The organism is Deltaproteobacteria bacterium (assembly GCA_019308905.1).
Lineage (GTDB): Bacteria > Desulfobacterota > BSN033 > WVXP01 > WVXP01 > JAFDHF01.
The window spans coordinates 17,292-39,719 of record JAFDHF010000038.1 but is presented as its reverse complement, the minus strand read 5'-3'; the positions used below and the strand labels follow the sequence as shown (position 1 = coordinate 39,719).

Here is a 22,428-nt window from a genome sequence, read left to right as displayed (position 1 = left end):
GTCAGGGATCTTCGGACCTCCTTTATAAGAGTATCGAGCGAAGGCCTGATGATCTCGATCAACTTGTCGGGCTCCTTTTCACCAAAGACAAGCTCTCCCTGTTTGTATCGCTCAGCATCCCGATAGGGCAGGCCCAGTCTCTGTTGAATATCCCGGGTGAAATCACTCCCGGAGACCATGAGGTTACGAACAAAGTACTGATCTGTTTCACTGTAGATCGAGAGCGTGGTATTTCTATCCCCCACATCCAGGACTATGGTACACCGGCCTCCTCCGATTTCGTCGTTGAACAGAAGGGCGTTCATCACGGCCAGAGGGTTGATGTCGACCAGAGCAGGTTCGATGTCGGCCTGGTGGAGCAGGTCGATATGCTGTTGAAAATACTGTTTGATCACGGCCACAAGAATCAGACGTATCTTCCGGGAGGGTCTGTCAAAACCGAAAACCTGATAATCCAACTGGACCTCTTTCATATCGAAGGGGATATAGTTTCTTGCCCAGAGATTGATCGAGGAGGAGAGCTCTTTGCTCGACATCTTTGGCAGTTCCACCTGCCGAATGGCCGTGGAGACACCACCGACTGCCGTTACCACTCTGGCACGGTGGAACGGCATGTCTTCCATCACCTTCTTGATGGCACTCAATCTGGCGGAGGTGCCGTCCTTTCCCTCTTGCCCTCCCGGCTCTGTGCGAACCTCGGCTGCCTTTGCTTCGACGAGTTCAACCCGGTTGAACCCTCTTCTTTCCAGTTGGACGCACTTGACGGTGTGGGACCCCACGTCCAGGCCGATCGTCCTTTTTGCAAACAGAGAAAAAGAACGACGCTTCTTTGTCTTCTTTTCGGAACGAAGGCTGCTTCCCTCGGGAGGAGGCTCCCTCTGCTGATCCGGACCCTCCCTGTCTATCGAGGTGTCCTCGCCTCGGATCACCGCCAGGAGTCGGTTCGTCGCTGCGATATCCCCCTTCTTTTGCTCTTCTCCGTTCAAATTCGACTCCCCCCAGTCTGAAAAGCAAGCCGCACCACGGCTTCGTCCACCTTCTCCCTGCCCCGAATCATCATAGTCAGCAGGGCGTGATGGCACAGAGTAATGATCTTGCGTGGATAGCCCATGGTATTCATGAAGACGGCCATATACCCGTCTTCCGTAAAGAGGCTGGATCCATGGTTCAACCCAGCTACCCTCAGCCGGTGCTCGATCAGGCTCCTGGTCTGTACTTCGTCAAGGGGAAGAAACGTGTAAGTCATATTGATCCGGTCTTTGAAATTCTCCAGCCCCTTGACCCTCTCCAAGAACTCCATCTGCGCAAAAACGATGAGCTGAAGTAGTTTGTGTTCATTGGTCTCGTAATTGAGAAGGCTCCTCAGGATCTCGATATGATCTCTGGAGAGCTTCTGGCCCTCGTCTATGACCAGGACCATGGCCTTTCCCCGGTCCACCCCCATCTCGAAGAGGTACTTCTCGATCTCTTCTCGATACTCGAAGGTACACCGCCTGGGCGGCTCGATTCCAAAAAGAGAGACCAGGTTGCTGAAGAACTGAAAATCGGTCTTGAAACCCGGATCCAGCAGATAGAAGAAGCGATAAGTCTCGGCCTCCCCCTGAAACCGCTGGAGTAAAACACGGCTGACCGTGGTCTTTCCCGTCCCCACCTCTCCGAGTATGACGTTGAGTCCCCGCCTCAGGCGGATCGAAATCTCAAGCTTTTGAAGACACTCTTCATATTCCTCCGAGAGATAGAAGAACCTTGGATCAGGTGTACTCGAAAAGGGTTCACTCTTAAGGCCGAGAAGTCTGAAGTATTCCATCGCCCCTTTGTGAACACCTCGCCTGCACCGATGAGCGGGGATCCCTCAATTGCTCTTTCCAGTCCCCGCGGTCCACCTATCCAGCGACGTGGGACGCCGCTGCCAGTCCTTTATCAAGCAAGAAGAGTGCCAATACCCTGCCCTGCCTCACAAACGCGGCTGTGACGAATTGGCCGATTTCCGGCCAAAGGCAGATAGAATATGGCCGGATTGTTACCACCACCTGCATCCATGGAGAATCTCGCCAGATGCGTTCCCTCATCCCTCTCACAGGGACTGTTATCGTCAGCGTCCCGGTATGATGAGGAGATCGCAGTTCGCATAGGGGGCGGCAAATCCTTGGAAACCCCTCTCTAGCCGCTTATATACAGCCGATATAGGGGCCTGTCAACCCGGATCGAACCGGAGGTTCTCCGGCAATGGTATGCCCAGTAGTACCTTTGCAGGGCCTTAGTAGAAGCGGAAAAAACCATTGCTCATCTCGCCCGTTGCCCGGTATTGATTTTCAGGCCCAAAGATGCTAGTAGAAACACCCAGGGGGACGGCGTGACTGGAATCATTCTGGCCGGGGGCAAGAGTCTGAGGATGGGGGAGCAGAAGCTCTTCCTCAGAATGGGGGGAGTGCCCCTTTTCGAGCGGGTCTATAGAGTCCTAAAACCCATCTTTGATGATATCTTGGTGGTGGCCAACAACCCCGAGTGGTTTCGCTCCTATCGGGTTCGGGTGGTGCGGGATATCCTGCCAGGCCGGGGAGCCCTGGGAGGGATCTACACGGGCCTCAGATGTGCCTCAGGGGATGCCGGTTTCTGTTTTGCCGCCGATATGCCTTTTCTAAACGCCGGACTGATTCGCCACATCATGGAGAGGGGGGACGAGGGAGACGTGATCATTCCGAGGACGCCCGACGGCCTCCAGCCATTGCATGCCATATACTCTAGAAGGTGCCTCCTGCCTATGGAGAAGCTCCTCGCAGAAGGTGATTTGAAGATCGTCGATTTTTTCGGGGATGTCACCGTGGTGTATGTCTCTGAAGGGGAGATCCGCCGCTACGACCCGCTGTTGCTCTCTTTCCTCAACGTCAACACGAGGCAAGACCTCCTGGAGGCTCAGGAGCTAATCACACGCACTCAAGAAATGGATCGCCTATGATTGTTTGCATGCGGCGGGTCCTCATTCCGGCGGTAATCGTCCTGTCGGCGACTCTCTCCCCACTGGGCAACCTCTCCTATGCCGAAACCCGGTCACAGCAAGAGATGGTGAAGCTGGCGGTGGGGGCTTATCAGGACGGGCTTTATCCTCTTGTCCAAAGCCAAATCCATACTTTCTTCAAAGAATTTCCCGAGAGTCCTCAGAGACTGGATCTGCTTTACCTGTTGGGGAGAACCTATTTCCTCCAAGGCAATTTCTCCAAGGCCCGTGAAACCTTTCTCGCCTTTATAGACGACGATCGCTTGACTACCGCAGAAAGGAACTACGGCCTGTTTTGGCTCGCCGAATCATGTGTTCAACTCGACCGTTGGGACGAGGCCAAGGCCTATTATCTGAGATTCATTACCGGGAAGCCTGAAGGCCCCTTCCTGGAAAAAGCCCTTTTTGCTCTCGGCTTGATCGCGTTCAGGAATGGTGCCCTGGCAGAGGCGGAAGATTACCTCAGTCGAGGGGTCCGGAAATATCCCGGCGGCCGGTACAGGTCCCAGGAGCAGTATTACCGCGGCCTGATTTACAGCCAGTGGGGCAACTACAACCAGGCGGTTCGCCTGCTGAGAGAGGCGATTTTTTCCTCCCAGGAGCTCCCTGCCCCTTTACGTAGAGACGCCCTCTACAGCCTTGCGGAGAACAGGCTCAAACTGGGCCAATTCCAGTTGGCCCTTCCCTACCTATTGGATTTCTACAGCACCCATTCCCGTGATCCCCGTGCTCCCCTGGCCCTGTACAAGGTCGGATATTGTCAGTTGAAGACAGACCGTAGAAAGGAGGCCCTCGAGTCCTTTCGGATGCTGGTCAAGAAGTTCCAGAATTCCGAACCCTATCCCTACGCTCTTTCCGAAATAGGAGAAATTTACCTGGAACAGAGGAACTATAAGAAAGCAAAACAGGTGTTCAGTCAAATCCTGAAGGAGTTTCCAGAGAGCGAGTTGGCCGCCTCCGCCCTTGTCAATCTGGGCTGGTGTCTTTTGAACCTCGGGGATTTTGACGGCATGACACGGATTGCCCACCGGCTGCTCAGGCTTCCCACAGAACGGCGGGAAAAGACCCTGCCCCAACTCCTGCTGGCAGAGGTCCACTTCCACAAGGGGGAATACAAGGAGGCCCTTCCCTATTTCTTCAACCTCCTGAATGTTCCCGCCCAGCGAGAAAATGCATTGTACAAGATCTCCCGGTGTTATTTCTATGAGGGAAAGTACAAGGATGCTATTACCAATTTTGAGATTCTCGCCCTCGAGTATCCAGATACCGAACACCTGGAGGAGTGCTTGTTCCTCAGGGGAAAGGCGGCCTCCCTCCTGGGCGACACGGAGAAAGCCATTGCCAGTTTCACGGCCATTCTCGACAAGAAGGGGAACGGTTCATGGAGGGTCGGCGCCCTCTACGAGCTTGCAAAAATCTACTACGAACGGAAGGACGTGAGGGAGGCTGAGAAACTCTTTTCCACGATTGTCTGCACAGTGCCGAAAACACCGACCGCCGTTCTGGCTTCCTACTATCTCGGAATCATATCCTTCAAAGAGAAACGCTACGCCGACGCCCTCCCCTACCTTGAAGATGCCTTGCAATCGAAGAATCCGGCGATCAGGGCAGAATGCCATTACCGAATGGGGGAGATCTATCTCCAGAGGCGATCCTACACCCTTTCCCGTCATCATTTCCAGAGGATCATCGATACTCTTGCGGACCAGAAAGGATGGCTCGAATTGGCCATATTCGAGATGGGAAGGGTACATCTCGCCCTGGGTGATTCTGAGAAGGCTACAAGGGCCTTTCAAGAGGTTCTCAATGTTTCAAAAGATCCGGATTTGAGAATGGCCTCAGAGCAAATGCTCGGCTACATAGGAAGATCGAAAGCGAAACCATCTTGATGATCCTCTCTGGGGATGAGGCGCGCGGGGAAGACGCCTTTCGAGAGAGCACGGAGAGAAGCGGCGCCGTTTACCGATGGTCCCGGCAAAAGAACGGCCGGGATCTTGGACATGAAACCAGGAGATCGGGGAAGAGTCGCCGCAGGAGAGAGGTGTGGTTGTGTGTCCCGGTGAACAGGACCGCCGGTCTGGCAAGCGGGCCATCCATCAATTTACCTCTCAGGTAGTGGGGAACGTGCCGGTCACCTCCTCGGTCCGTCGCCTCGACCTGTTGCTCCCCCCTTCTGCTTCCTTCGAGATTCTGCCGGGGCAGTTCTTTATGATCAGGACCGGCATGACCCTGTGGCCTTTGCTGAGGAGACCCTTCAGCATCCTCTCCTCGGATCCTCCGGGTCATGGGAAAAAGAGACGGGTCTCCATTCTGTTCCGGGTGGTGGGCCAGGGGACCCGCCTCATGGCTGAATGGCAGAGGGGCCAGTCCGTGGACATGATAGGTCCCCTGGGCAGGGGATACACCCTTCCAGAATCTTCGGGTACCGTTCTGATGCTGGCCGGAGGCTTGGGTATTGCCTCCCTATTCGGGCTGGCTGAGTCGATCCTGCTCAAGCAGGGAGCCCCTTTGGTGTGGGTCTGTATCGGGGGGAAAACCGGTGAGGAAATCCTGATGAAATCGGAGTTGGAGGAGATGGGAGCAGAAGTCGAGGTTACTACAGAGGACGGCAGTATGGGGATGCATGGTCTCCTCACCCAATGGTTGGAAAGGCTTGATACCCAGATGCGCATGGCCGCCCTCACCAAAAGCCCCGGACTGGCGGTTTATGCCTGCGGGCCTTTTGAAATGCTTGCCAGGGTCGCTGCGATCACGAGGATGCTGCCGCTCCCCTGCCAGGTTTCTCTCGAGGCACGGATGGCCTGCGGTGTAGGGGCGTGTCTGGGTTGTGCCGTTAAGACCAGGCAGAGGGGCTATCAAATGGTCTGCAAGGCAGGGCCGGTTTTTGATGCCAGGGAGATCGACTGGGAGGCAACGTGCCGGCTTTTCTGAAGCGGTTGGGAATGTTCAAATCGTTCGAGCCCACGGCCCATCTCTAGACAGAGGAGTCCTTTGAACAGAGGCGAAGCCGGTCGAAAGAGTCGAAGGCCTGCAGCTTCCAGATAAACCCGAGTAAGCAAAGGAGCGTTGGAGATTGTGAGAGAGCCGGATCTCTCAGTTGAGATTGCGGGGATTTCGCTCAAGAACCCGGTGATGACCGCCTCCGGAACCTTTGGTTACGGGGAGGAATATGCCTCTCTTGTCCAACTGGATCGGCTCGGAGCGGTCATCCCCAAGGGAATCTCCCTCGAACCCATAGAGGGTAATCCCCCTCCCCGTATCGTCGAGACCGCTGCAGGTCTGCTGAACGCCATCGGGCTCCAGAACGTTGGGGTGGAGAGTTTTGTACGTGAAAAGCTCCCTTTCTTGAAACGGTACGGGACACCGGTAATTGTCAATATCTTCGGCTACACGATGGAAGATTATGTCCGCCTGGCTGAGAGGCTGGATGACGAGGGTATTGCCGGCCTCGAGGTGAACATTTCGTGTCCCAATGTCAAGAGAGGAGGGCTCTGTTTCGGCCATGACCCGCGTACGGCCTTCGAAGTGATCCATGGCGTCAGGGCGAAGACCTCTTTGCCGGTCATCGCAAAACTCTCGCCCAATGTGACCGATATTTCGGTCCTTGTGCGGAGCGTTCAGGATGCAGGGGCGGACGCCATCTCTCTGATCAATACACTGCTCGGAATGTCCATAGACGTGGAGAACCGCAGGTCAAAACTCGGCAATATCACAGGGGGCCTTTCAGGGCCGGCGATCAAGCCTGTGGCCTTGAGGATGGTCTGGCAGGCCCGGGCTTTGGCTCGGGTTCCCATTATCGGGGTTGGCGGCATCACGACGGCCGCCGACGCGCTGGAGTTTCTGATCGCCGGGGCGTCGGCCGTGCAAATCGGAACGGCTCACTTCACCCATCCCAGGGCGTCCCTGGAGGTTGTGGACGGAATCCGGCAGTACCTGAGGACCCATGGCATAGCCCGGGTTACCGAGATAATAGGGAGCCTGAGGAATGGATAGGAAATGGAAGGTGAGATCTTCTGATCCCGATTTCCAGCAGGATCTGGCAGGAGGGTTCTTGCTGTCGCCTCTCGCCGCACGGGTCATCTTCAACCGGGGCATAAGAACGGTGGAAGAGGCGGAACGATTCATCAGGCCCTCTCTGTCTCATCTCTACCCCCCCTTTCTGATGAGGGACATGGATCGCGCTGTGGATCGGATGATCAAGGCCATCGACAATCGGGAGAGGGTTCTCATATACGGGGATTATGATGTGGATGGCATAACATCCACCGCGGTTCTCGTGGCTTTCCTCAAAGAACTCGGGATGGCACCCGATTACTATATCCCTCACCGAGTGGAAGAGCGCTACGGACTAAACATCAAAGCCGTCAGACGGTTCGGCAAAGAAGGGGTCCGCTTGCTGATCACCGTGGACTGCGGTGTCTCCAACCACGAGGAGATTCGGGAGGCAGCCCGGCTGGGTATCGATACCATAGTGATCGATCACCACGAGATCCAAGACGACCTGCCCCCTGCCGTGGCGGTTCTCAATCCGAAAAGGAAGGACTGCCCTTTCCCATTTGACGGACTTGCAGGAGTGGGAGTGGCCTTCCACTTCCTTATCGCTCTTCGCGCAAGGCTCCGGGAGGGAGCCTTCTGGCAGACCGGAGGTCCGCCAAATCTGAAAAGATACCTCGATCTTGTCTCCCTGGGAACGATTGCCGACATGGTACCCTTGGTCGATGAGAACAGAATCCTGGTGAAATTCGGTCTTGAGGAACTGTCGGTATGCGGGAGGAGGGGGATCCAGGCCCTCAAAGAGGTTGCGGGTCTGGACGGGATGGCCATCAACACGGACAGAGTTGCATTTCAACTCTCTCCTCGGCTAAACGCCTGTGGTCGCCTCGACCATGCCGGCAGAGCCGTGGAGCTTTTGCTTGCCGATCGCATGGACGAGGCCAAGCGGATTGCTTCAGGGCTGGAGGAACTGAATCGGCGCCGCCACGCCCTGGAAGAACGGATCTTCACCGAGATCCTTGAGGCGGTCCATACCCACCCTGAGATTCTACGCAGGGCCTGCCTTTTCTGCTCATCCCGCGGGTGGCATCCCGGTGTTATCGGGATTGTAGCCTCCCGGCTGGTGGAACGGTTCTGGAAGCCCACTGTTCTCATTTCGCTTGATAGAGAAGACCTCGCCGTGGGCTCTGCTCGGGGAATCGAGGGGGTCGATCTCTACCGTGCCCTCAGTACCTGTCGGCAACTACTCAGAGGGTTTGGTGGGCACCGACTGGCTGCTGGTTTCAGGATTTATCCTGAATCGGTTCCAGAACTGCAGGAGCACCTCGAAAGAGCCCTTTCCTCGAAACCGGAAAGAGAGACCGCCGGACCTCCCCTCCTTGTTGACGCAGAGGTGACACTGGCCGAGATCGACCGCACCCTCATTGAAGATCTCCTTCTTCTCGAACCGTACGGTATCGGGAATCCGAGGCCCCTGTTTCTTTCCAGGAACCTGACGGTCTGCGAGAGGAGAATCGTGGGGAAGGGCAGCTTGAGGCTCAGAGTGATGGACGGGCAGGTCTTCGATGCCATAGGGTTCCGCATGGGTGACCGTTTCCCCCTCGCCTCAGGGCCTGTCGATCTGGTTTTTACGCCCCGGTTGGACGAATGGATGGGATCCAAACGAATAAGGCTGGAAATAGAGGACCTTCTGCCCCATCAGACGGGCCGAAAAGGGCAGAACCCTTAAGCGAGCAAGCAAAATCGGCTCTCCCCTCAACAGGCAGACCTTGAAGGACCATTATTCCTTCTTCTGTTCTGACTGCCGATTCAACAATACCGGCCCTCTCTCAAGTGGTGGGAATCCGTTTACTCTCTGCTATATATCTAGCAATGCCCTCTTCTATTCCCTTTGCAATCTCATCCAGATACCGATCGTTTCCCAGCCTTCTCTCCTCCTGGCGGTTGCTGATGAAGGAGACCTCGACGAGAATGCACGGCATGTTGGCTCCTATGAGGACATAGAACGGTGCCTCCTTCACGCCCAGATTACGGATCCCATGGTACTTGCCGCTGAGATGCCTGCAGATCGACTCCTGGGTGTATTCGGCGAGGGTACGAGACTCGCCGATCTTTGCAGTCCGCATGAGATCATACAGAATGTACTGGAGGTCGCTCAGTTTCTTCCTCGAAACCGCATTCTCCCTTGCCGCCAGCTCGATGGATTCCTCGTCGGTTGCAAAATTCAGAACATAGGTCTCGATTCCCCGGGCGCTTTGCCTGCGGTTCGCATTAGCATGGATGGAGACAAAAAGGTCCGCATTATGGGTATTTGCAATGGCCGTCCTTTCATCGAGGGAGACGAAGGTGTCGCCATTGCGTGTGAGAATGGTCTCGAGGCCGAGTTCCCTCCTGAGCCTCTTCTCCAGTTTCTTGGCGATCTTCAGGACAACGTCTTTCTCCTGCAGGCCGCCAGGACCTATGGCACCCGGGTCCTTCCCCCCATGACCGGGATCGATGACTACACGCCTGATACCGAGATCCGGCTGTGGGGAGAAGGAACGTCTCTTGACCACCCCGTGGTCCGCACCGGGTGAAAGAGAGCTTCCTCTGTCTCCATGGACATCGACGATGATTCTGGAAGGGACCTTGAGAGGAAATGCCTTATAACTGGCAAGGGATTCCATGTCAAGAACGACCCTCACCACGTCTCTTGTATGCTGGGCAACCCGGGCCATAGTGAGGAGCCCGTCCCGTATAGGTATGGGCCTGCTCAAGTCGGCACTGATCCAGGATGATTGAATGTCAACATAGAGCCTCGGGGGTTCACCCCTTTTTCGGTCCTCTTTGAGCAGGTGGACCTCAAACTCAGCGTCCCTCTCCAGGTCGATCACCACCCGGGTATACTCTGGGCTGGACCAGTGTCTGATCCCCTTGACCTGGACCAGCGGTCTCTTTTTCGGACGGTACGGCCTCAGGCGGACCAGCTGCTTTCTCGCCGCCTTCGTCATATCGCCATTGGGAAACCGCCGTTCCACCTTGGAAAGACTGATGTAGGCCTCCTCGTATTTCCGGAGTTTCAGGTAGACCATTCCTATCCTGAATTGACCGTCATCGGCCAGACGACTTGAGGGGTAAAGAGCCGTCAAACGCTGGTAGGCCGAGATGGCGAACTCAAGATCGGAGGCCCGGCCGGAGCGGCGGTGGAGATCCTCGTACAGCCGCCCCACCATATAAAGGGCATCGTCGGCACGCTGGCTCTCGGGGAAGTCTCGCCAGACAGCTTCAAATCGGCCGATACATCTCACCCAATTGGATCTGTATCTCCGTTTGGCTTCTGAATTTCGAAGAGCGTAATACTCGGCCCTCGCCTCTTTGTATGCAGTCTCTCCATCCTTTGGAGGAGAAGCCGTAGCCCGGCAAGCCCACCAGGAGCTCATCAAGAGGACAAGAGCAAAGGCCAAAAGGGGACGGCCATACCTCAATTGTGCCTCCCAGATCGCAGTGGTCGCTGGTCAAAGGCCTGTATCCGGCCGCGGAGAGGCCGAGCCGGGAAGCCCCCAACTCGGCCTCACTCTATCAGATAGCGGATCCAATGACAAGTCGATCAGACGACCGGTTCTCTCCCCTTGACGATTTTGGGCGAGATGAAGATCAAGAGGTCCCTCCGGTCGTCCTGGATCTCCGTATTCCTGAACAAAAACCCCACGAGCGGTATCTTTCCGAGCAGTGGGATCCGGCCCACGTTGTGAGACCTTTCGATGCTGTAGAGACCCGCAATCACCACCACATCGCCATCCTCGACGAGGACCTCGGTGATGGCCTCCTTCTTGTCGATAGCCGGAACGCCTTGAACCGTAATTGAATCGTCCGGGGAATCCTTTGAGGCCTTGATGTTCATCTTGACGTGGCCGTCGTTTGTCACATGGGGTGTCACCCGGAGATTCACGTTCGCCTCGATGAATTCCGTGGTGGCCGTACCTTCTGCCGTGAGTTTCAAATATGGGATCCTGAGACCCTGCTCGATTGAGGCCTCCTTGTTATCGATAGTGGTAATCCTAGGTGCAGAAATAATCTCTCCCTCACCGGATTCCTCCAGCGCAGAAAGCTCTATGTCGAGATTGGTTATGTCCCCGAGATTAGCCAGGTTGAAGACGATCCCGCTTGTCGCTCCTGCAACCGGGAAATTAGCCGCGGTGTTCGTTGAAATCCCTCCTTTTATTCCCAGGGTACCTTTCGAACCCCCGAGTTCCATCGTAGGATTCCCGGCTGAGTCATACCCAGCCTGGCCTCCCCATTTGATCCCGAGTTCCCGGGAGAAGCTGGAAGACGCCTCGACGAATCTCGCCTCAATCACCACCTGGGGTGTCTTGCTGTCGAGACGCCGGACGAGTTCTTTCGCCTCGGACACGTTCTTCGGTATGTCCTTGATGACAAGAGTATTCGTCCTGGTGTCGATCGAGACAGACCCTCTCTCAGAAAGGAGATTCTTGACCTGGGCCTGGAGCTCCTGAGCCGAGGAGTAATTGACCGGGATCAGTTCGGTCACAAGATCCTCCAGTTTTTCCTTTGTTCTCTTGGAACTGAGAAGCTCCTCCTCTTCCTTCTTGAGAACCTCCACCGGAGCAACACGAACAACGTTTCCCATACGCATCTTGCCCAGTTTGTTGGAAAAAAGGATGATGTCCAGGGCCTGATCCCACGGAACGTCGATGAGGCGGATCGTCACCTTACCCTTGACGTCATCTCCTGCCACGATGTTGAGATTGCTCACCTCTGCGATCAAGCGGAGGATGTTCTTGATGTCGGCGTCTTTGAAGTCGAGAGATATGCGCCTACCCGTATACTCCTTTCCAGGTGTCAGGGCAAGCTCATAGTAGTGTTCCTTCCCTGCCGCCTTTGCAGGGGAGAGGGACGGGGCTGAAGTCTCTCTGGGGCTCGCTTTCCTACCCTCCTCGGCTTTCGTCGTGGCAGCCTGCTCGGTCTTTGTCTCGGAAGAGACGGTTTTCTCCGGAGCGGCACCCTCGGCCCCAGGCTCACGGGAAACCGCTTCCTCCTTTTGAGCTGAGGGGGAGCCAGGGGCGGCCTGGGACTTCTCTTCCTCAACATCCTGGACGGTTCTCTCTTGTTCAAGAGTCGCCGACTCGACCGGCTCTGCAGACTCCGGCCGGGTTGGTTGGGTAGTCAGTTCGGGCTTGCTGGTTTGGGGTTTCTGGAAGTCTACAAAAATCCGCTCGCCCTCCTGGTAGGCCTCAAAGTCGACGCTTTCCCCTAGATGGATGACGACTCTCACGTCTCGTGAGGTCTCACTCCTCACATTGTAGAGACGGATGGAATCGACCGGGCTGTCAAAGGCACTGGTGTCGAAGAACCGTCTCAAACGCCTCGGAGCGATCGTCTTCTTGAGGTCGACCACAATATCCTCGGGAGAAGCCTTGAAGATTTCGTAATCCACCTTCTGTGAACTGGATAGGACCACCCTCGACCTATCGTCGATCTGCTTGAAATCCACTGCGCCGAGGATCCCAATGCCCTCTCCCTTCAATGCCTTCACATCCCCGAGAAGGACTACCAGTTGATTCTGGAAGCCCTCGATTCGATACCGGGGCGGCTTTGTTCCCACAGCATCGAGAACCAATCTCATCTTTTTCGGATGCTCGCCGATCCGGATCCGTCTGAGATTGGGCGTGTTGGCCGACACGGAATTCTTCGGGAACTTGCTTTTCAACTTCCAAAGATCGATGACCAGCCGCGGTGGAGATCCGAGAGTGAAGGCGTTGTAATCGCCGATGATCCCGTCGGCTGTAATGGTCACCTCTGTGGTATTGCCATGCTTGGCGACCGAGACGCCTGTCAGTGCCCGGGCAGGTCCCATGGCACTGATCTTCTTGACCTCCTCTATGACTGCCGGTCTCACTGGCCGGGAAGCCTGCGCCTCCGTGGCCTTTTCGATGTCTATGTAAAGGCTGTTCATCTCCTGGGTGAGACTGTAATCCACCTTGTCGGCAAGCCCAATCTCGATCTTCGTCCTGTCTCCGCTTGTAAGTCCCGAGATCTCGGTGACGGTTCCGTTGTTCACGGAAACAGGCGTTGCGACCTCCAGAGTCGCATTGGGGATCTCGAGGGAGATCCTGAGAGGATCCTCAAGGAGTTCGATTGACTCGTAGTCGATGGGCCTGGAACCCTCGATGGCCACTCGAGTATAGCCCTCCTGTTCCGAAAAAGTGAGACCTTTTATGGCAACCGGCTCCTTCGCCACGGGAGGAAGTGTGGCCTCCTCCGGTCCTCTCCTGGCGCTACAGCCAACCAGAGCGGCCGCCACAAGGGCCAAGAAAAAGACGAGAGTCACTCCAATGAAGCGATTCCACGCCGAATGTTTCATTTTTTTCCTCCTTCCGCCGGCATCTTCATTACGATTTGTCTCATTTTCGACTCTTTTCCGTATACCCTCATGGGTTCCTCGATGATTACCCTGTTTCTCTTTATGGCCTTTACCCTGCCACCTCTGTTACCGATGTAAGTCCCCCTTTTAAGGGTGAACCCCTTTCCAGCAGAATCCCTTACCAGGGCACGGCTTTCCCCCCCATCCATCCAGATGATGGCGGTCAAGGTAAGCTGACTGAGGTTGTACTCCTGAAGGGGGGTTCTGGGGACGCCCTTCAGAGTCTTACCGCTCGATCCGACTTGAATAAAGGGCTGAAAAGGATCAGCCAGCCCTTGGGGATTGTAAGAGAACGTCGGCTTCTTCCCTAAGGTAGCCATCTTCCCAGCAGAAGAAGAGGTCCTGGCCGACTTTGTTTTCTTTCTCGGACGCTTGGTCACCTTTATGGGGGGAGGGGGCGGAGACTTCTCACATGCCGGCACGGCAAGGGCCATCCCCACCAGGAGGATCAAGATGTTGCTAAGTCTTCTGATACTGCTCCGTCCTTTCATAGCCCTGTCTCTCCCTGTTTCTTTCCTCGACCTGTTCCTTGCTATTTCCGCTTCTTACTTGCCTTGTTTGCCGCCTTTTCCAGAAAACGGAAGGTGGTGGCCACGCACTGGGTCTGCAGTATGTTCTGCACGCCACCCCCCTTGCCGGGGACCATTTTGAAGTTTTCCACATTGATGATCCGTGGCAGCTTGCTGATCCGGTCAAAGAAGATCCCCGTTTCGTGATAGGTTCCGAGAAACACCAGTTCCAGTGGAACTTCCGCATAGAACTGCTTTGGCCGTTCGGCAGCCGGGCGGAACCTGAGAAACTCCAGATTCGACCCCTTGCCGAGTTTCGATATGCTCTTAAGGAGTTCGGGGATCTCACGCCTGTTGGGAAGTTGAGCCAGAGCCTTGTTGAGCTGCCCCTGCAATTGAGCCACCTCTTTCTTGAACTTTTCGAGATTCCTGGCAACGGCGCGGCTCTCGTTCAGTTCCCTGACCAACTTGTCTCGTTGACTGCGGAGGCTCTTGATCTCTTCCCTCTGGGGTAGATAAAACAGGTAAGCATAACCTCCGACAATCACGAAGGCCACAACCACCAAGATCAGGGCCTTCTTAGCCGGTGGAAGCTTCACGATGGAATCCATAGTGATCGCCATGGTGCCCTCTCCTATGCTCCAATGGTGCAGATCATGGTGAACTTCTTCAGATTGATCTTCTCTACTGTCACCCTCTCGGTAACCACCAGTTGGACGGCCGTGAACATCTTGGACTGCTGGAGGCTCTTCATGAAATTGGCGATCGTCTCGTCGTCCAAGGCGATTCCTTGAAGGGTCAATTTCTGAGCCTTCTTATCCAAAGACTTGAGCCACATCTTCTTAGGAATCTTAGATGCCAAAAGGGTCATGATCTCAATGGGACGAGTCCTGTTCTTGTTGAGACGGACGATGATGTCAAGCTTCTCCTGAAGCATCTTCTTGTTCGCCTTGGCCTTGTTGATCTCGCGTTTGATCGCTTCAAGTCGTTTCAGCTCGGCCCGGGAATTCCTGATCTGTGTTATGATTTCATCCCGCTGTCGATCGGAAAACCACTGAATCAGGCCGACTCCCGCAAGAACCAGGGCAATGACGACAACGAAGATTGTGGCCTCTTTTCGGATGGACTCTCTTTTGCGTTCCTCTCTCGCAACCAGCAGATTGATTCTAATCATCGATCTCCGACCCTCCTCAAGGCTAATCCGACCCCAACGGCCATGAATGGGCTGATATCGTTTATGTAATCCAGGGACAGGTCCTTCTTCGTCACCTCGATGTTCTGAAAAGGATCGACCACTTCCACGGGAACACCGACTTGTGCCTCGATGGCCTTGGTCAATCCCTCTATCTTGGAGCAACCACCGCTCACAAAAAGCCTGTCTAGATTCTGGTTCGATGTCTTCTGGAAGTAGTCGAGGGACTGTGAGATCTCCGAGGCAAACTCGTCAGAAGCCGTTTTCAGAATACTGTCGATCGCTCTTTTCTTTGAATCATCGATCTTACTTCCCACCTTCAGAGCTTCCGCCTCTTCATAGTCGACATGAAGATGTTTCTGGATCTCTTCGGTAATAGAACTTCCTCCCTTGAACACGTCTCGGGTGAAGGCCGAAATACCGTCCTTTACGATGTTGATGTTCATCACGTTTGCCCCGATGTCAACGAGCCCAACCACTTCGCCCATTTTGGTAGGGTAGTTTGTCTGAAACATGTTTTCCAGGGCAAAAGCGTCGATGTCTATGATCACGGGATTAAGCCCCGCTTCGAGAAGGACCGAAAGGTAGTCGTTGATGATATCCTTTTTGGCAGCCACCAGTACAACGTCCATCAGTTCGCTGTTCTCCTCGTTTGATCCGAGAATCTGGAAGTCGATATTCACGTCGCTGGCGTCAAAAGGGATGTACCTCTCTGCCTCCCATTGGATCGACTCTGCCAACTCGTCCTCCGTAATCACCGGAAGGCTGATTTTCTTCACGATCACTGAATGGCCGGAGACCGAAGTCACGACTTCCTTGGTCTTGATCTTGAAACTCTTGACCAAGTCCCGGATCGTATCCACAATGGCGACCGAGTCCATCAGAGACCCGTCCACTATCGCTTCCGGTGGAATGACTGACATGGCGCAATTGATCAATCTGTAGCCTTTGTTGGTCTCATTGAGTTCGATGATCTTGATGGAACTCGACCCGATATCCAGGCCGATAACATCCTTCTTCTTGCCGAATAGCATGTCTCCTCCCCTTTTCAAGACATAGCGTACTTCTTGAGCTTTTCTCTCAGTGTGGACCTCGAAATACCCAAGCTCCTAGCCGCTTTTGACTTGTTCCCATTGACCATTGACAGGATTTCAAAGATGTGCTTCTTTTCGACCGCCTCAAGGGAAGACTCATCAGCGTCCAGAGACAGACCGGGTGGAGCGCTGCGGTGTTCTCTCAGCTCGATGGGAAGGGTTTCGGGCGAAATCTCGTCACTCGTCGACAGAATCATCGCCCTTTCCAGAACATTCTTTAGCTCCCGGATATTTCCGGGCCAGGAATAGTTGAGCAACAGATCTCTTGCCTTGGGCAGGATGCCTTTGATATTCTTTCCCAATTCCTTGTTGCCTTCCTCGATAAAGAGATTGGCAAGGAGGAGAATGTCTTCCTTCCGCTCCCTCAGCGGAGGAATATCCAGCACCATCACCTTGAGGCGGTAGTAAAGGTCTTTCCGGAAATCTCCCCTGTTCACCATTTCGGCCAGATTCTTATTGCTCGCAGCGATGAATCGCAGGTCCACGTGGATCTCCCGGGATCCTCCAACCCGCATGAAAGACTGGGTCTCAAGCACCCGAAGAAACTTGGACTGGAGATAAGGGTTCATGTCTCCAATTTCGTCGAGGAAGACGGTCCCACCACTGGCCAACTCCAGGAGTCCCTTCTTTGTGGACTTGGCATCCGTGAAAGCGCCCTTCTCATACCCGAACAGTTCGGTCTCCAACAGGTTCTCGGGGATGGCGCTACAGTTGATCTTGATCAGAGGTTTGTTGGCCCGTTTGCTCCCGTAATGGATGGCGTTGGCGGCCAGCTCTTTGCCCGTACCGCTCTCCCCCTGGATCAACACAGATGTCCTCGGGGTTTGAGCTATCATCTGGATCAGTTCTTTGATGTTCCGCACCTGAGGGCTGTTTCCGTAGATTTGGGTGTGACTCTCCTCTTTTTCGTGCTGTCTCCTCAAACGGCGGACCTCATTGCGTAGACTCTGGGTTTCGATAGCCTTCTGGATCAACAACTTGAGCTCATCAAGCTCAAAGGGTTTGTTGATATAGTCGTAGGCCCCGGCTTTCATTGCCATGACAGCAGTCTGTACATCAGAGTAAGCCGTCATCATGATGACCATTAGATCCGTATCGATCTCCTTGATTTTCTTCAAGACGGAGATTCCGTCCATGTCCGGCAGCCGAATGTCCAGGAGAACTAGATCGACGATTTGTGTCTGAACCGATGTAATCGCCTCTTTCCCGGTCTCTGTCGTGTAGACTTCATACTCCCTCTTCGTGAAAACGTCCGAGAGCGTCTGGCGCATTACTTCGTCATCGTCTACGATAAGTATCGCTGGCTTCATCCCCTACCCCTCAATCCCTCCGTTGAAAAGAGGAAGAGTTATAAAAAACGCCGTTCCACTGCCCGCTTTGCTCTCGACCCTGATGGTCCCTCCGTGTTTCTTGATGATCTGGTAAGATATGGAGAGTCCCAAACCGACTCCCTTTGCCTTGGTCGTAAAAAAGGGGTCAAAGATCTTTGACAGAATGTTAGGGGGTACACCCTGTCCTGTATCCCTCACTGCCACCTGGACATAATCGGCCCGAGAGGGACTCGAGGACTTGGAGTACAGGGGATCTGCCTCGATTCTCAATTCACCGCCTTTCGGCATGGCCTGAATCGCATTGAGGAAGAGGTTGAGGAATACCTGGTGCATCTGGTTCAGATCGACCTTCACCCTGGGTAGTTCGGGATGATACTTCTCCACAAAGGTGATCCCCCGGTCGGCGATATCCTTTATCAACAAAGGGGTGATTTCGGTTACAACGTCCTTGATATTGCAAAAAACCAGATTCGGCTTTTGCGGCTTGGCAAAAGAAAAAAACATTTTCAACAGGTCGTTGAGACGATCGATCTCCTTAGTGATCCGGTTGAGATACTCCCGCTTCGGATCATTCCTGTCCATATCCTCACCCATGGCCTGGGCCGTGGTCTTGATACCTGCCAATGGGTTTCGGATTTCATGAGCAATACCCGAGGATATCTCACCCAGGGATACCAGGCGGTCCATCCGCAGAATCTCCTCCTGCATCTTGTAGACGTCGGTGAGATCGCGGAAAATGACAATCTCGCCGATCTTGCTTCCGTGAACATCCACGTGGTTGCTTATGGTAAAACCGGTGGGGATATCTACTCCATCCTTCCGCCTGATACTTCCCTCCCTTCGGGTATCAATATCGCCGGATGGATCAAATGGGGTTCCCATGAGGTTTTTCTTTTCTCTGAGATGGAGGATCTCGAAATCCTTTCCGATCACTTCCTCAGGCGTGTAGGCTAGGATTTTCTCCGTGGCCTTGTTGATGTAGCTGATCTTCCCCCCGTTGTCCACGAGGATGAGTCCACTGCTGATGGACTGGATAATACTCTCATTGAAGTTTCGGAGCCTCTCGATCTCCTGAAGGAGTTTGTCCACCCGAGAGAGTCGCTTGGAACGGCCCTTGTTGGAAACCACCGAATTCGACTGGCCCTTCTCAACTCCCTGTCTCGCCATGGATTATCGCCCCGTGAGCTTCAATTCGACGGCCATCCTGTCTGTATCGAGAAGATGGATGTTTCTCCCCTCTCCTGCATGGACGACACCTCGAATATAGCGCAGATCATTTTCCCGCCTGATTTTCTGCAAAGGTACTTTCTTTCTCTGAAGAAGACGGTCTGCCAGGATGGCAAGGGTCCTACCCCTTTTCCTCACCAGAACCAGGACTTTGTCCTGAGCTTCAACAGTGCCTTTCAACCCGAAAAAGCGGAAGAGGTTGACCAGGGGAAGGCGAGTCCCTCGAATCGGGATCTCCCTGTGATCCCAGACCAGCCTCGCCATGCGATACGGAATCCTGAAGAACCGGACAACATCACTGCCCTCGACGGCAAAAACCCGACCCGAGGTTTCCATCAAGACCGTACTCAACACCCCGGAAGACCCACTGGACCTGACCGGAGGCTGAAGCCTCTGAATGAGTGATCCCAGACGGTGAGCTCCCTTCTGCAGCTGCTGGGAAAGCTCCCTCAGATCCCTGGAAATGGCCTCGAAATCCGTCACGTCTCCTCTGTCTTTACTCTCCTTCACAGGCTGCCGGTCGAGGTATTCCATGAGCCTATGTCTGGCCAAGATTCCGGACAAAACCAGGTTCTTGTAATCCTCTTTGCCCTTCAGCTCATCAGAGAGAAGCCTGATACTCTTATTGGCTTCCAGAAGGAACCGGAGATTCTCTGGGGTGATATTTCCCTCGTCATCGGCCAGGGAACGGGCTACCTTTCCCATGATATCGACAACGTGAAAGACCGGCTGATTATCTCGGTAAGCCTCTTTCAGGAATCCCAACTCCCCGATAATCTTGTCGATCAGATCGCGGCTGATTTCCCATTCCAGAGAGAGAAGGTGAGTCTCCAGGTTTTCGAGATTTCGGGAAATTCCTTCGTCCGATGGAGACAGAGGTTCCTGCTCCATCGGCGGGCTGGTCACCTCGATTGCATCGGTGTCAGGCGAGATTTCCTTATGGGGAACCTCGCCATCGTGCCCTACCCCGCCATCGAGCATCGACGACTTGGGCCCTTGCTCCTCTCCGCCCTTTTCCACGAAGAGAGTGTCGATGGCTTGGTCTATCTCCTGATCCAGCCCTTGCTCGGTCTCCAGGACCTGACCGTTCTCCTGACTCGAGAAGTCCTGTTCCAGTGTTTCCCCGCCTTCCTCGGGTCCCTCACCGGAGGGCATCACCGCGGGTTCCGGGGGTACCGCATCCAACTTCACGGGTCCTGAAGGCTCACTCGAGGTGCTCGGCGTGGAAGGTGACCGGGGCCCTTGCTCCTCTCCGCCCTTTTCCACGAAGAGACTATCGATGGCTTGGTCTATCTCCTGATCCAGTCCTGCCAGTTCGTCCTCTTTGATATCCCGTTCACCCATGGATCATCCCTTCAGCCCTGATCAGATCCCTCCGGTCCCCGTGACAGGTTTACCTCTCCCGTTGAGAAGTATCTTCTTACTGACATCTTTTACGACCAGCTTGCTGATCTCCCTCAGGGTCTCGAACACCCCCTGACCCGTAAGGGCACTCGCCGTGAAGTAGGGAGCCTTCAACATGGAGTTCAGATCCTTCTGCATTGTCTCCACTGACAGGATCTCGGCACCTTCTGCCTCCAGATCCCTCTTGTTATACTGCATGACAAGGGGAATCGTCCGTATGCTGAGCCGTTTCTCAGCCAGATTCTTGGCGAGATTGATAAGGCTTTCGATGTTCTTTTCCCGCTGGGTCTTCAGAGAATCACCCACGAAGACGACCCCGTCCACGCCCTTCAAAACGAGTTTTCTTGTGGCATCATAATGGACCTGTCCTGGAACAGTATAGAGCTGAACTCGGATGTCAAAGCCCCGTATCTTACCCAGGTTCAGGGAAAGAAAATCGAAGAAAATCGTTCGGTCCCCGTCCGTATCGATGGAGACCATTCTTCCCCGGACGTCTTCCTGCGTCTTCTTATAGATGTACAAGAGGTTCGTGGTCTTCCCACAAAAACCGCAACCATAGTAAACGATCTTGCATTGGATCTCGTCTTTACTGAAGTTTATGAACGGCATAAACTCGGTTACTCCCCATTCTTATAGATAGGGTTCAGAATCTCCAAAAGGTCTTCCATGACCATGCTGATGCTGAGCCGGACCAGTCCCACCGTGGTTCGATCGTCGAAGACAACAACGATAATCATGTTATCACCGACCAGAGAAAAATAGACATTCTCATTCTGTCCCTTGTGAAAGAGAAGATTGAATTCCTCCTCTCCAAGCAGTTTTGCAATCTCCGAAGTGGCCCCGAAATTCGCCGCCGTTAAAGCGGAAAAAGCAGACACATCCAGCGTGGAAGGACTTCCGCAGTTGGCGATAAGCTGGCCCGAACGATCGATGAGAAAAGCGCTCACTGCCGCGGACTTATTGAGCACCTTGTTCAGGCAAGCATCTATTCTCCTGACATGTTCTTCTGTAAGAATAATATCCATATGTGCTCGTAATTCTGTTTCGGTTCCTGGACCGGTCAGGGGCGTCGGAACCCGGGAGGGAACATCTCCATTGCCCGCCTCCCACGAGATCTCAGACACTCCTGCCATAGCTCTCTTTGAAATCCCGTACCGTCTTCCACAGAGACGGGCCCACGTCGTCGAACCCAACCCCCTCCTTCAGCTGAACCTCAAAGTAGTAAGGCGTGTTTTTCAAGATGGCCTTTTTCTTCTTCCGTCCCACAAGAATGCTTTGGAGTTCTCCAGTCCCAAGAACTCTGCTCATCCGATTGGAAAGAACCCCGAGAAAAGCGACCATAACCCCCTCTTTCGCCGCGTTCTTGATATCCCTCTGAGCAAGTACCATACCATCTTCTGAAACAATCAGCGTTCCTTCGCATCCGGCAACCCGGATGATCGATCTCACCGCCTCCTCCATGGGCTTTTCGTCACTCTCGTGATCCTCAGCTTCTGCATGTAGAGCCCGCTGATCGCCTTCCGGAGGAGAGTCGAGGCCGGGTTCCATCTCAGGAGCTGGAGAAGCGGAAGACGACTGTTCATCCCTGTTGCGCATTCCCTCTACAAGTAGGTGTTCCCAACTCTGGAAGATCGTCTGCTGAGGCGGGGTTATCGCCCTCTCGTGATCAAACTTGCCCTCCCTCCATTTGAGAATCCTATGGAGGGCCTCCTTTCCGATCTGCCCGTCACACTCGGCATGGACGATCTCCCCGTCACTAAAGTAGATCACCCCCTCCTGTTCCCCCCTTTTCACCTTCAAGGCCGCAGTAATTCTGCAGAGGCAGTTCAACTGAATAATGTCGGTAAGCTGGAGATCGAAGACGTTACCCTCGAATCCTCTTTTTTTCCATAGAATATCGAGGATCAGTTTTCGGATGTCCACTATCTCAAAGGGTTTTTCAATGTAGTAGAGGGATCCCCTTTTGTTGGCTTCCTTTTGAATATCCGAGGATCCATAGGCCGTCATGATTATGACTTTTGTGTCCGGGTAGTCGTTCTTTATGGTGGTCAGGAGATCAAGGCCATTTATGTCCGGCAAACGGATGTCCGTGATTACGAGACCGACCTCGTTCTTTTCTAATATCTCCAGAGCTTCCCTGCCTGTATTCGCGATGAGGATGGTGTACTTGTCACGGTCTCTGGAGAGACTCTTTGACATGCTCCATGTAAGGGTCTCTTCATCGTCAACAATCAGAACCTTTTTGAGAGATTGTGCCATTCC

General features: G+C 54.1%; 19 protein-coding genes. 5 read left to right on the top strand and 14 right to left on the bottom strand.

Annotation, left to right across the window (positions count from 1 at the left end; translation table 11 throughout):
• Both pilM (JRJ26_12830) and JRJ26_12825 read right to left on the bottom strand, forming a co-directional pair.
• On the bottom strand, nucleotides 1-986 hold a 986-nt coding region (gene pilM, locus JRJ26_12830), incomplete at its 3' end, for a pilus assembly protein PilM (protein MBW2058370.1).
• On the bottom strand, nucleotides 983-1,807 hold the full coding sequence (locus JRJ26_12825) for an AAA family ATPase (GenBank protein MBW2058369.1): 825 nt from the start codon (nucleotides 1,805-1,807) through the stop codon (nucleotides 983-985). The genes JRJ26_12825 and pilM (JRJ26_12830), both read right to left, overlap by 4 nt.
• A 546-nt stretch (nucleotides 1,808-2,353) precedes the next feature.
• Here JRJ26_12825 and JRJ26_12820 point away from each other — a divergent pair.
• From JRJ26_12820 to recJ, 5 genes are all read left to right on the top strand, one after another.
• Entirely contained in the window at nucleotides 2,354-2,956 is a 603-nt protein-coding gene (locus tag JRJ26_12820; protein ID MBW2058368.1) for a molybdenum cofactor guanylyltransferase, read from the top strand.
• The gene (locus JRJ26_12815) at nucleotides 2,953-4,884 is read left to right on the top strand and encodes a tetratricopeptide repeat protein (protein ID MBW2058367.1); all 1,932 of its coding nucleotides are present in this window, start codon (nucleotides 2,953-2,955) and stop codon (nucleotides 4,882-4,884) included. The genes JRJ26_12820 and JRJ26_12815 overlap by 4 nt, the downstream gene beginning before the upstream one ends.
• A 154-nt stretch (nucleotides 4,885-5,038) precedes the next feature.
• Complete coding sequence (locus JRJ26_12810) at nucleotides 5,039-5,926, top strand: dihydroorotate dehydrogenase electron transfer subunit (protein MBW2058366.1); 888 nt, start codon at nucleotides 5,039-5,041, stop codon at nucleotides 5,924-5,926.
• 144 nt (nucleotides 5,927-6,070) lie between these two features.
• Entirely contained in the window at nucleotides 6,071-6,988 is a 918-nt protein-coding gene (locus JRJ26_12805) for a dihydroorotate dehydrogenase (GenBank protein ID MBW2058365.1), read from the top strand.
• Nucleotides 6,981-8,717, top strand: coding sequence for a single-stranded-DNA-specific exonuclease RecJ (gene recJ, locus JRJ26_12800; protein ID MBW2058364.1), 1,737 nt, complete (start codon nucleotides 6,981-6,983; stop codon nucleotides 8,715-8,717). Before JRJ26_12805 ends, recJ begins: the two co-directional genes overlap by 8 nt.
• A gap of 100 nt (nucleotides 8,718-8,817) precedes the next feature.
• On the opposite strand, the gene JRJ26_12795 is transcribed toward recJ, so the two are convergent.
• From JRJ26_12795 to JRJ26_12740, 12 genes are all read right to left on the bottom strand, one after another.
• Nucleotides 8,818-10,452, bottom strand: coding sequence for an N-acetylmuramoyl-L-alanine amidase (locus JRJ26_12795; protein MBW2058363.1), 1,635 nt, complete (start codon nucleotides 10,450-10,452; stop codon nucleotides 8,818-8,820).
• A gap of 122 nt (nucleotides 10,453-10,574) precedes the next feature.
• On the bottom strand, nucleotides 10,575-13,349 hold the full coding sequence (gene pilQ, locus JRJ26_12790; protein MBW2058362.1) for a type IV pilus secretin PilQ: 2,775 nt from the start codon (nucleotides 13,347-13,349) through the stop codon (nucleotides 10,575-10,577).
• Nucleotides 13,346-13,900 carry a pilus assembly protein PilP gene (locus tag JRJ26_12785; GenBank protein MBW2058361.1) on the bottom strand — a complete coding sequence of 185 codons (555 nt, stop codon included), beginning with the start codon at nucleotides 13,898-13,900 and terminating at the stop codon, nucleotides 13,346-13,348. The genes pilQ and JRJ26_12785 overlap by 4 nt, the downstream gene beginning before the upstream one ends.
• Before the next feature lie 41 nt (nucleotides 13,901-13,941).
• Entirely contained in the window at nucleotides 13,942-14,541 is a 600-nt protein-coding gene (locus JRJ26_12780) for a type 4a pilus biogenesis protein PilO (GenBank protein ID MBW2058360.1), read from the bottom strand.
• Between the two features lie 11 nt (nucleotides 14,542-14,552).
• Nucleotides 14,553-15,092 (bottom strand): PilN domain-containing protein, encoded by a 540-nt coding sequence (locus JRJ26_12775; protein MBW2058359.1) that lies wholly within the window; start codon nucleotides 15,090-15,092, stop codon nucleotides 14,553-14,555.
• On the bottom strand, nucleotides 15,089-16,144 hold the full coding sequence (pilM, locus tag JRJ26_12770; GenBank protein MBW2058358.1) for a type IV pilus assembly protein PilM: 1,056 nt from the start codon (nucleotides 16,142-16,144) through the stop codon (nucleotides 15,089-15,091). Before pilM (JRJ26_12770) ends, JRJ26_12775 begins: the two co-directional genes overlap by 4 nt.
• A 14-nt stretch (nucleotides 16,145-16,158) precedes the next feature.
• The gene (locus tag JRJ26_12765; protein MBW2058357.1) at nucleotides 16,159-17,514 is read right to left on the bottom strand and encodes a sigma-54-dependent Fis family transcriptional regulator; all 1,356 of its coding nucleotides are present in this window, start codon (nucleotides 17,512-17,514) and stop codon (nucleotides 16,159-16,161) included.
• Nucleotides 17,515-17,517: 3 nt separating this feature from the next.
• The gene (locus tag JRJ26_12760) at nucleotides 17,518-18,702 is read right to left on the bottom strand and encodes a PAS domain S-box protein (GenBank protein MBW2058356.1); all 1,185 of its coding nucleotides are present in this window, start codon (nucleotides 18,700-18,702) and stop codon (nucleotides 17,518-17,520) included.
• A 3-nt stretch (nucleotides 18,703-18,705) separates the two neighbouring features.
• Nucleotides 18,706-20,106, bottom strand: coding sequence for a CheW domain-containing protein (locus JRJ26_12755; protein ID MBW2058355.1), 1,401 nt, complete (start codon nucleotides 20,104-20,106; stop codon nucleotides 18,706-18,708).
• A gap of 21 nt (nucleotides 20,107-20,127) precedes the next feature.
• Nucleotides 20,128-20,775: a GTPase domain-containing protein gene (locus JRJ26_12750; GenBank protein MBW2058354.1), complete on the bottom strand. Its 648-nt coding sequence runs from the start codon at nucleotides 20,773-20,775 to the stop codon at nucleotides 20,128-20,130.
• Nucleotides 20,776-20,783: 8 nt separating this feature from the next.
• Complete coding sequence (locus JRJ26_12745) at nucleotides 20,784-21,191, bottom strand: roadblock/LC7 domain-containing protein (protein MBW2058353.1); 408 nt, start codon at nucleotides 21,189-21,191, stop codon at nucleotides 20,784-20,786.
• Between the two features lie 91 nt (nucleotides 21,192-21,282).
• The gene (locus JRJ26_12740; protein ID MBW2058352.1) at nucleotides 21,283-22,425 is read right to left on the bottom strand and encodes a response regulator; all 1,143 of its coding nucleotides are present in this window, start codon (nucleotides 22,423-22,425) and stop codon (nucleotides 21,283-21,285) included.
• Between the last annotated feature and the right edge of the window lie 3 nt (nucleotides 22,426-22,428).

Coding starts and splice junctions, on each gene's coding strand:
- pilM (MBW2058358.1), bottom strand. CDS start 16,144: ATGCTATTCGGCAAGAAGAAGGATGTTATCGGCCTGGATATCGGGTCG.
- JRJ26_12785 (MBW2058361.1), bottom strand. CDS start 13,900: ATGAAAGGACGGAGCAGTATCAGAAGACTTAGCAACATCTTGATCCTC.
- JRJ26_12825 (MBW2058369.1), bottom strand. CDS start 1,807: ATGGAATACTTCAGACTTCTCGGCCTTAAGAGTGAACCCTTTTCGAGT.
- JRJ26_12745 (MBW2058353.1), bottom strand. CDS start 21,191: ATGGATATTATTCTTACAGAAGAACATGTCAGGAGAATAGATGCTTGC.
- JRJ26_12775 (MBW2058359.1), bottom strand. CDS start 15,092: ATGATTAGAATCAATCTGCTGGTTGCGAGAGAGGAACGCAAAAGAGAG.
- JRJ26_12755 (MBW2058355.1), bottom strand. CDS start 20,106: ATGGGTGAACGGGATATCAAAGAGGACGAACTGGCAGGACTGGATCAG.
- JRJ26_12780 (MBW2058360.1), bottom strand. CDS start 14,541: ATGGCGATCACTATGGATTCCATCGTGAAGCTTCCACCGGCTAAGAAG.
- recJ (MBW2058364.1), top strand. CDS start 6,981: ATGGATAGGAAATGGAAGGTGAGATCTTCTGATCCCGATTTCCAGCAG.
- JRJ26_12750 (MBW2058354.1), bottom strand. CDS start 20,775: ATGCCGTTCATAAACTTCAGTAAAGACGAGATCCAATGCAAGATCGTT.
- JRJ26_12765 (MBW2058357.1), bottom strand. CDS start 17,514: ATGAAGCCAGCGATACTTATCGTAGACGATGACGAAGTAATGCGCCAG.
- JRJ26_12740 (MBW2058352.1), bottom strand. CDS start 22,425: ATGGCACAATCTCTCAAAAAGGTTCTGATTGTTGACGATGAAGAGACC.
- JRJ26_12815 (MBW2058367.1), top strand. CDS start 2,953: ATGATTGTTTGCATGCGGCGGGTCCTCATTCCGGCGGTAATCGTCCTG.
- pilQ (MBW2058362.1), bottom strand. CDS start 13,349: ATGAAACATTCGGCGTGGAATCGCTTCATTGGAGTGACTCTCGTCTTT.
- JRJ26_12760 (MBW2058356.1), bottom strand. CDS start 18,702: ATGGCGAGACAGGGAGTTGAGAAGGGCCAGTCGAATTCGGTGGTTTCC.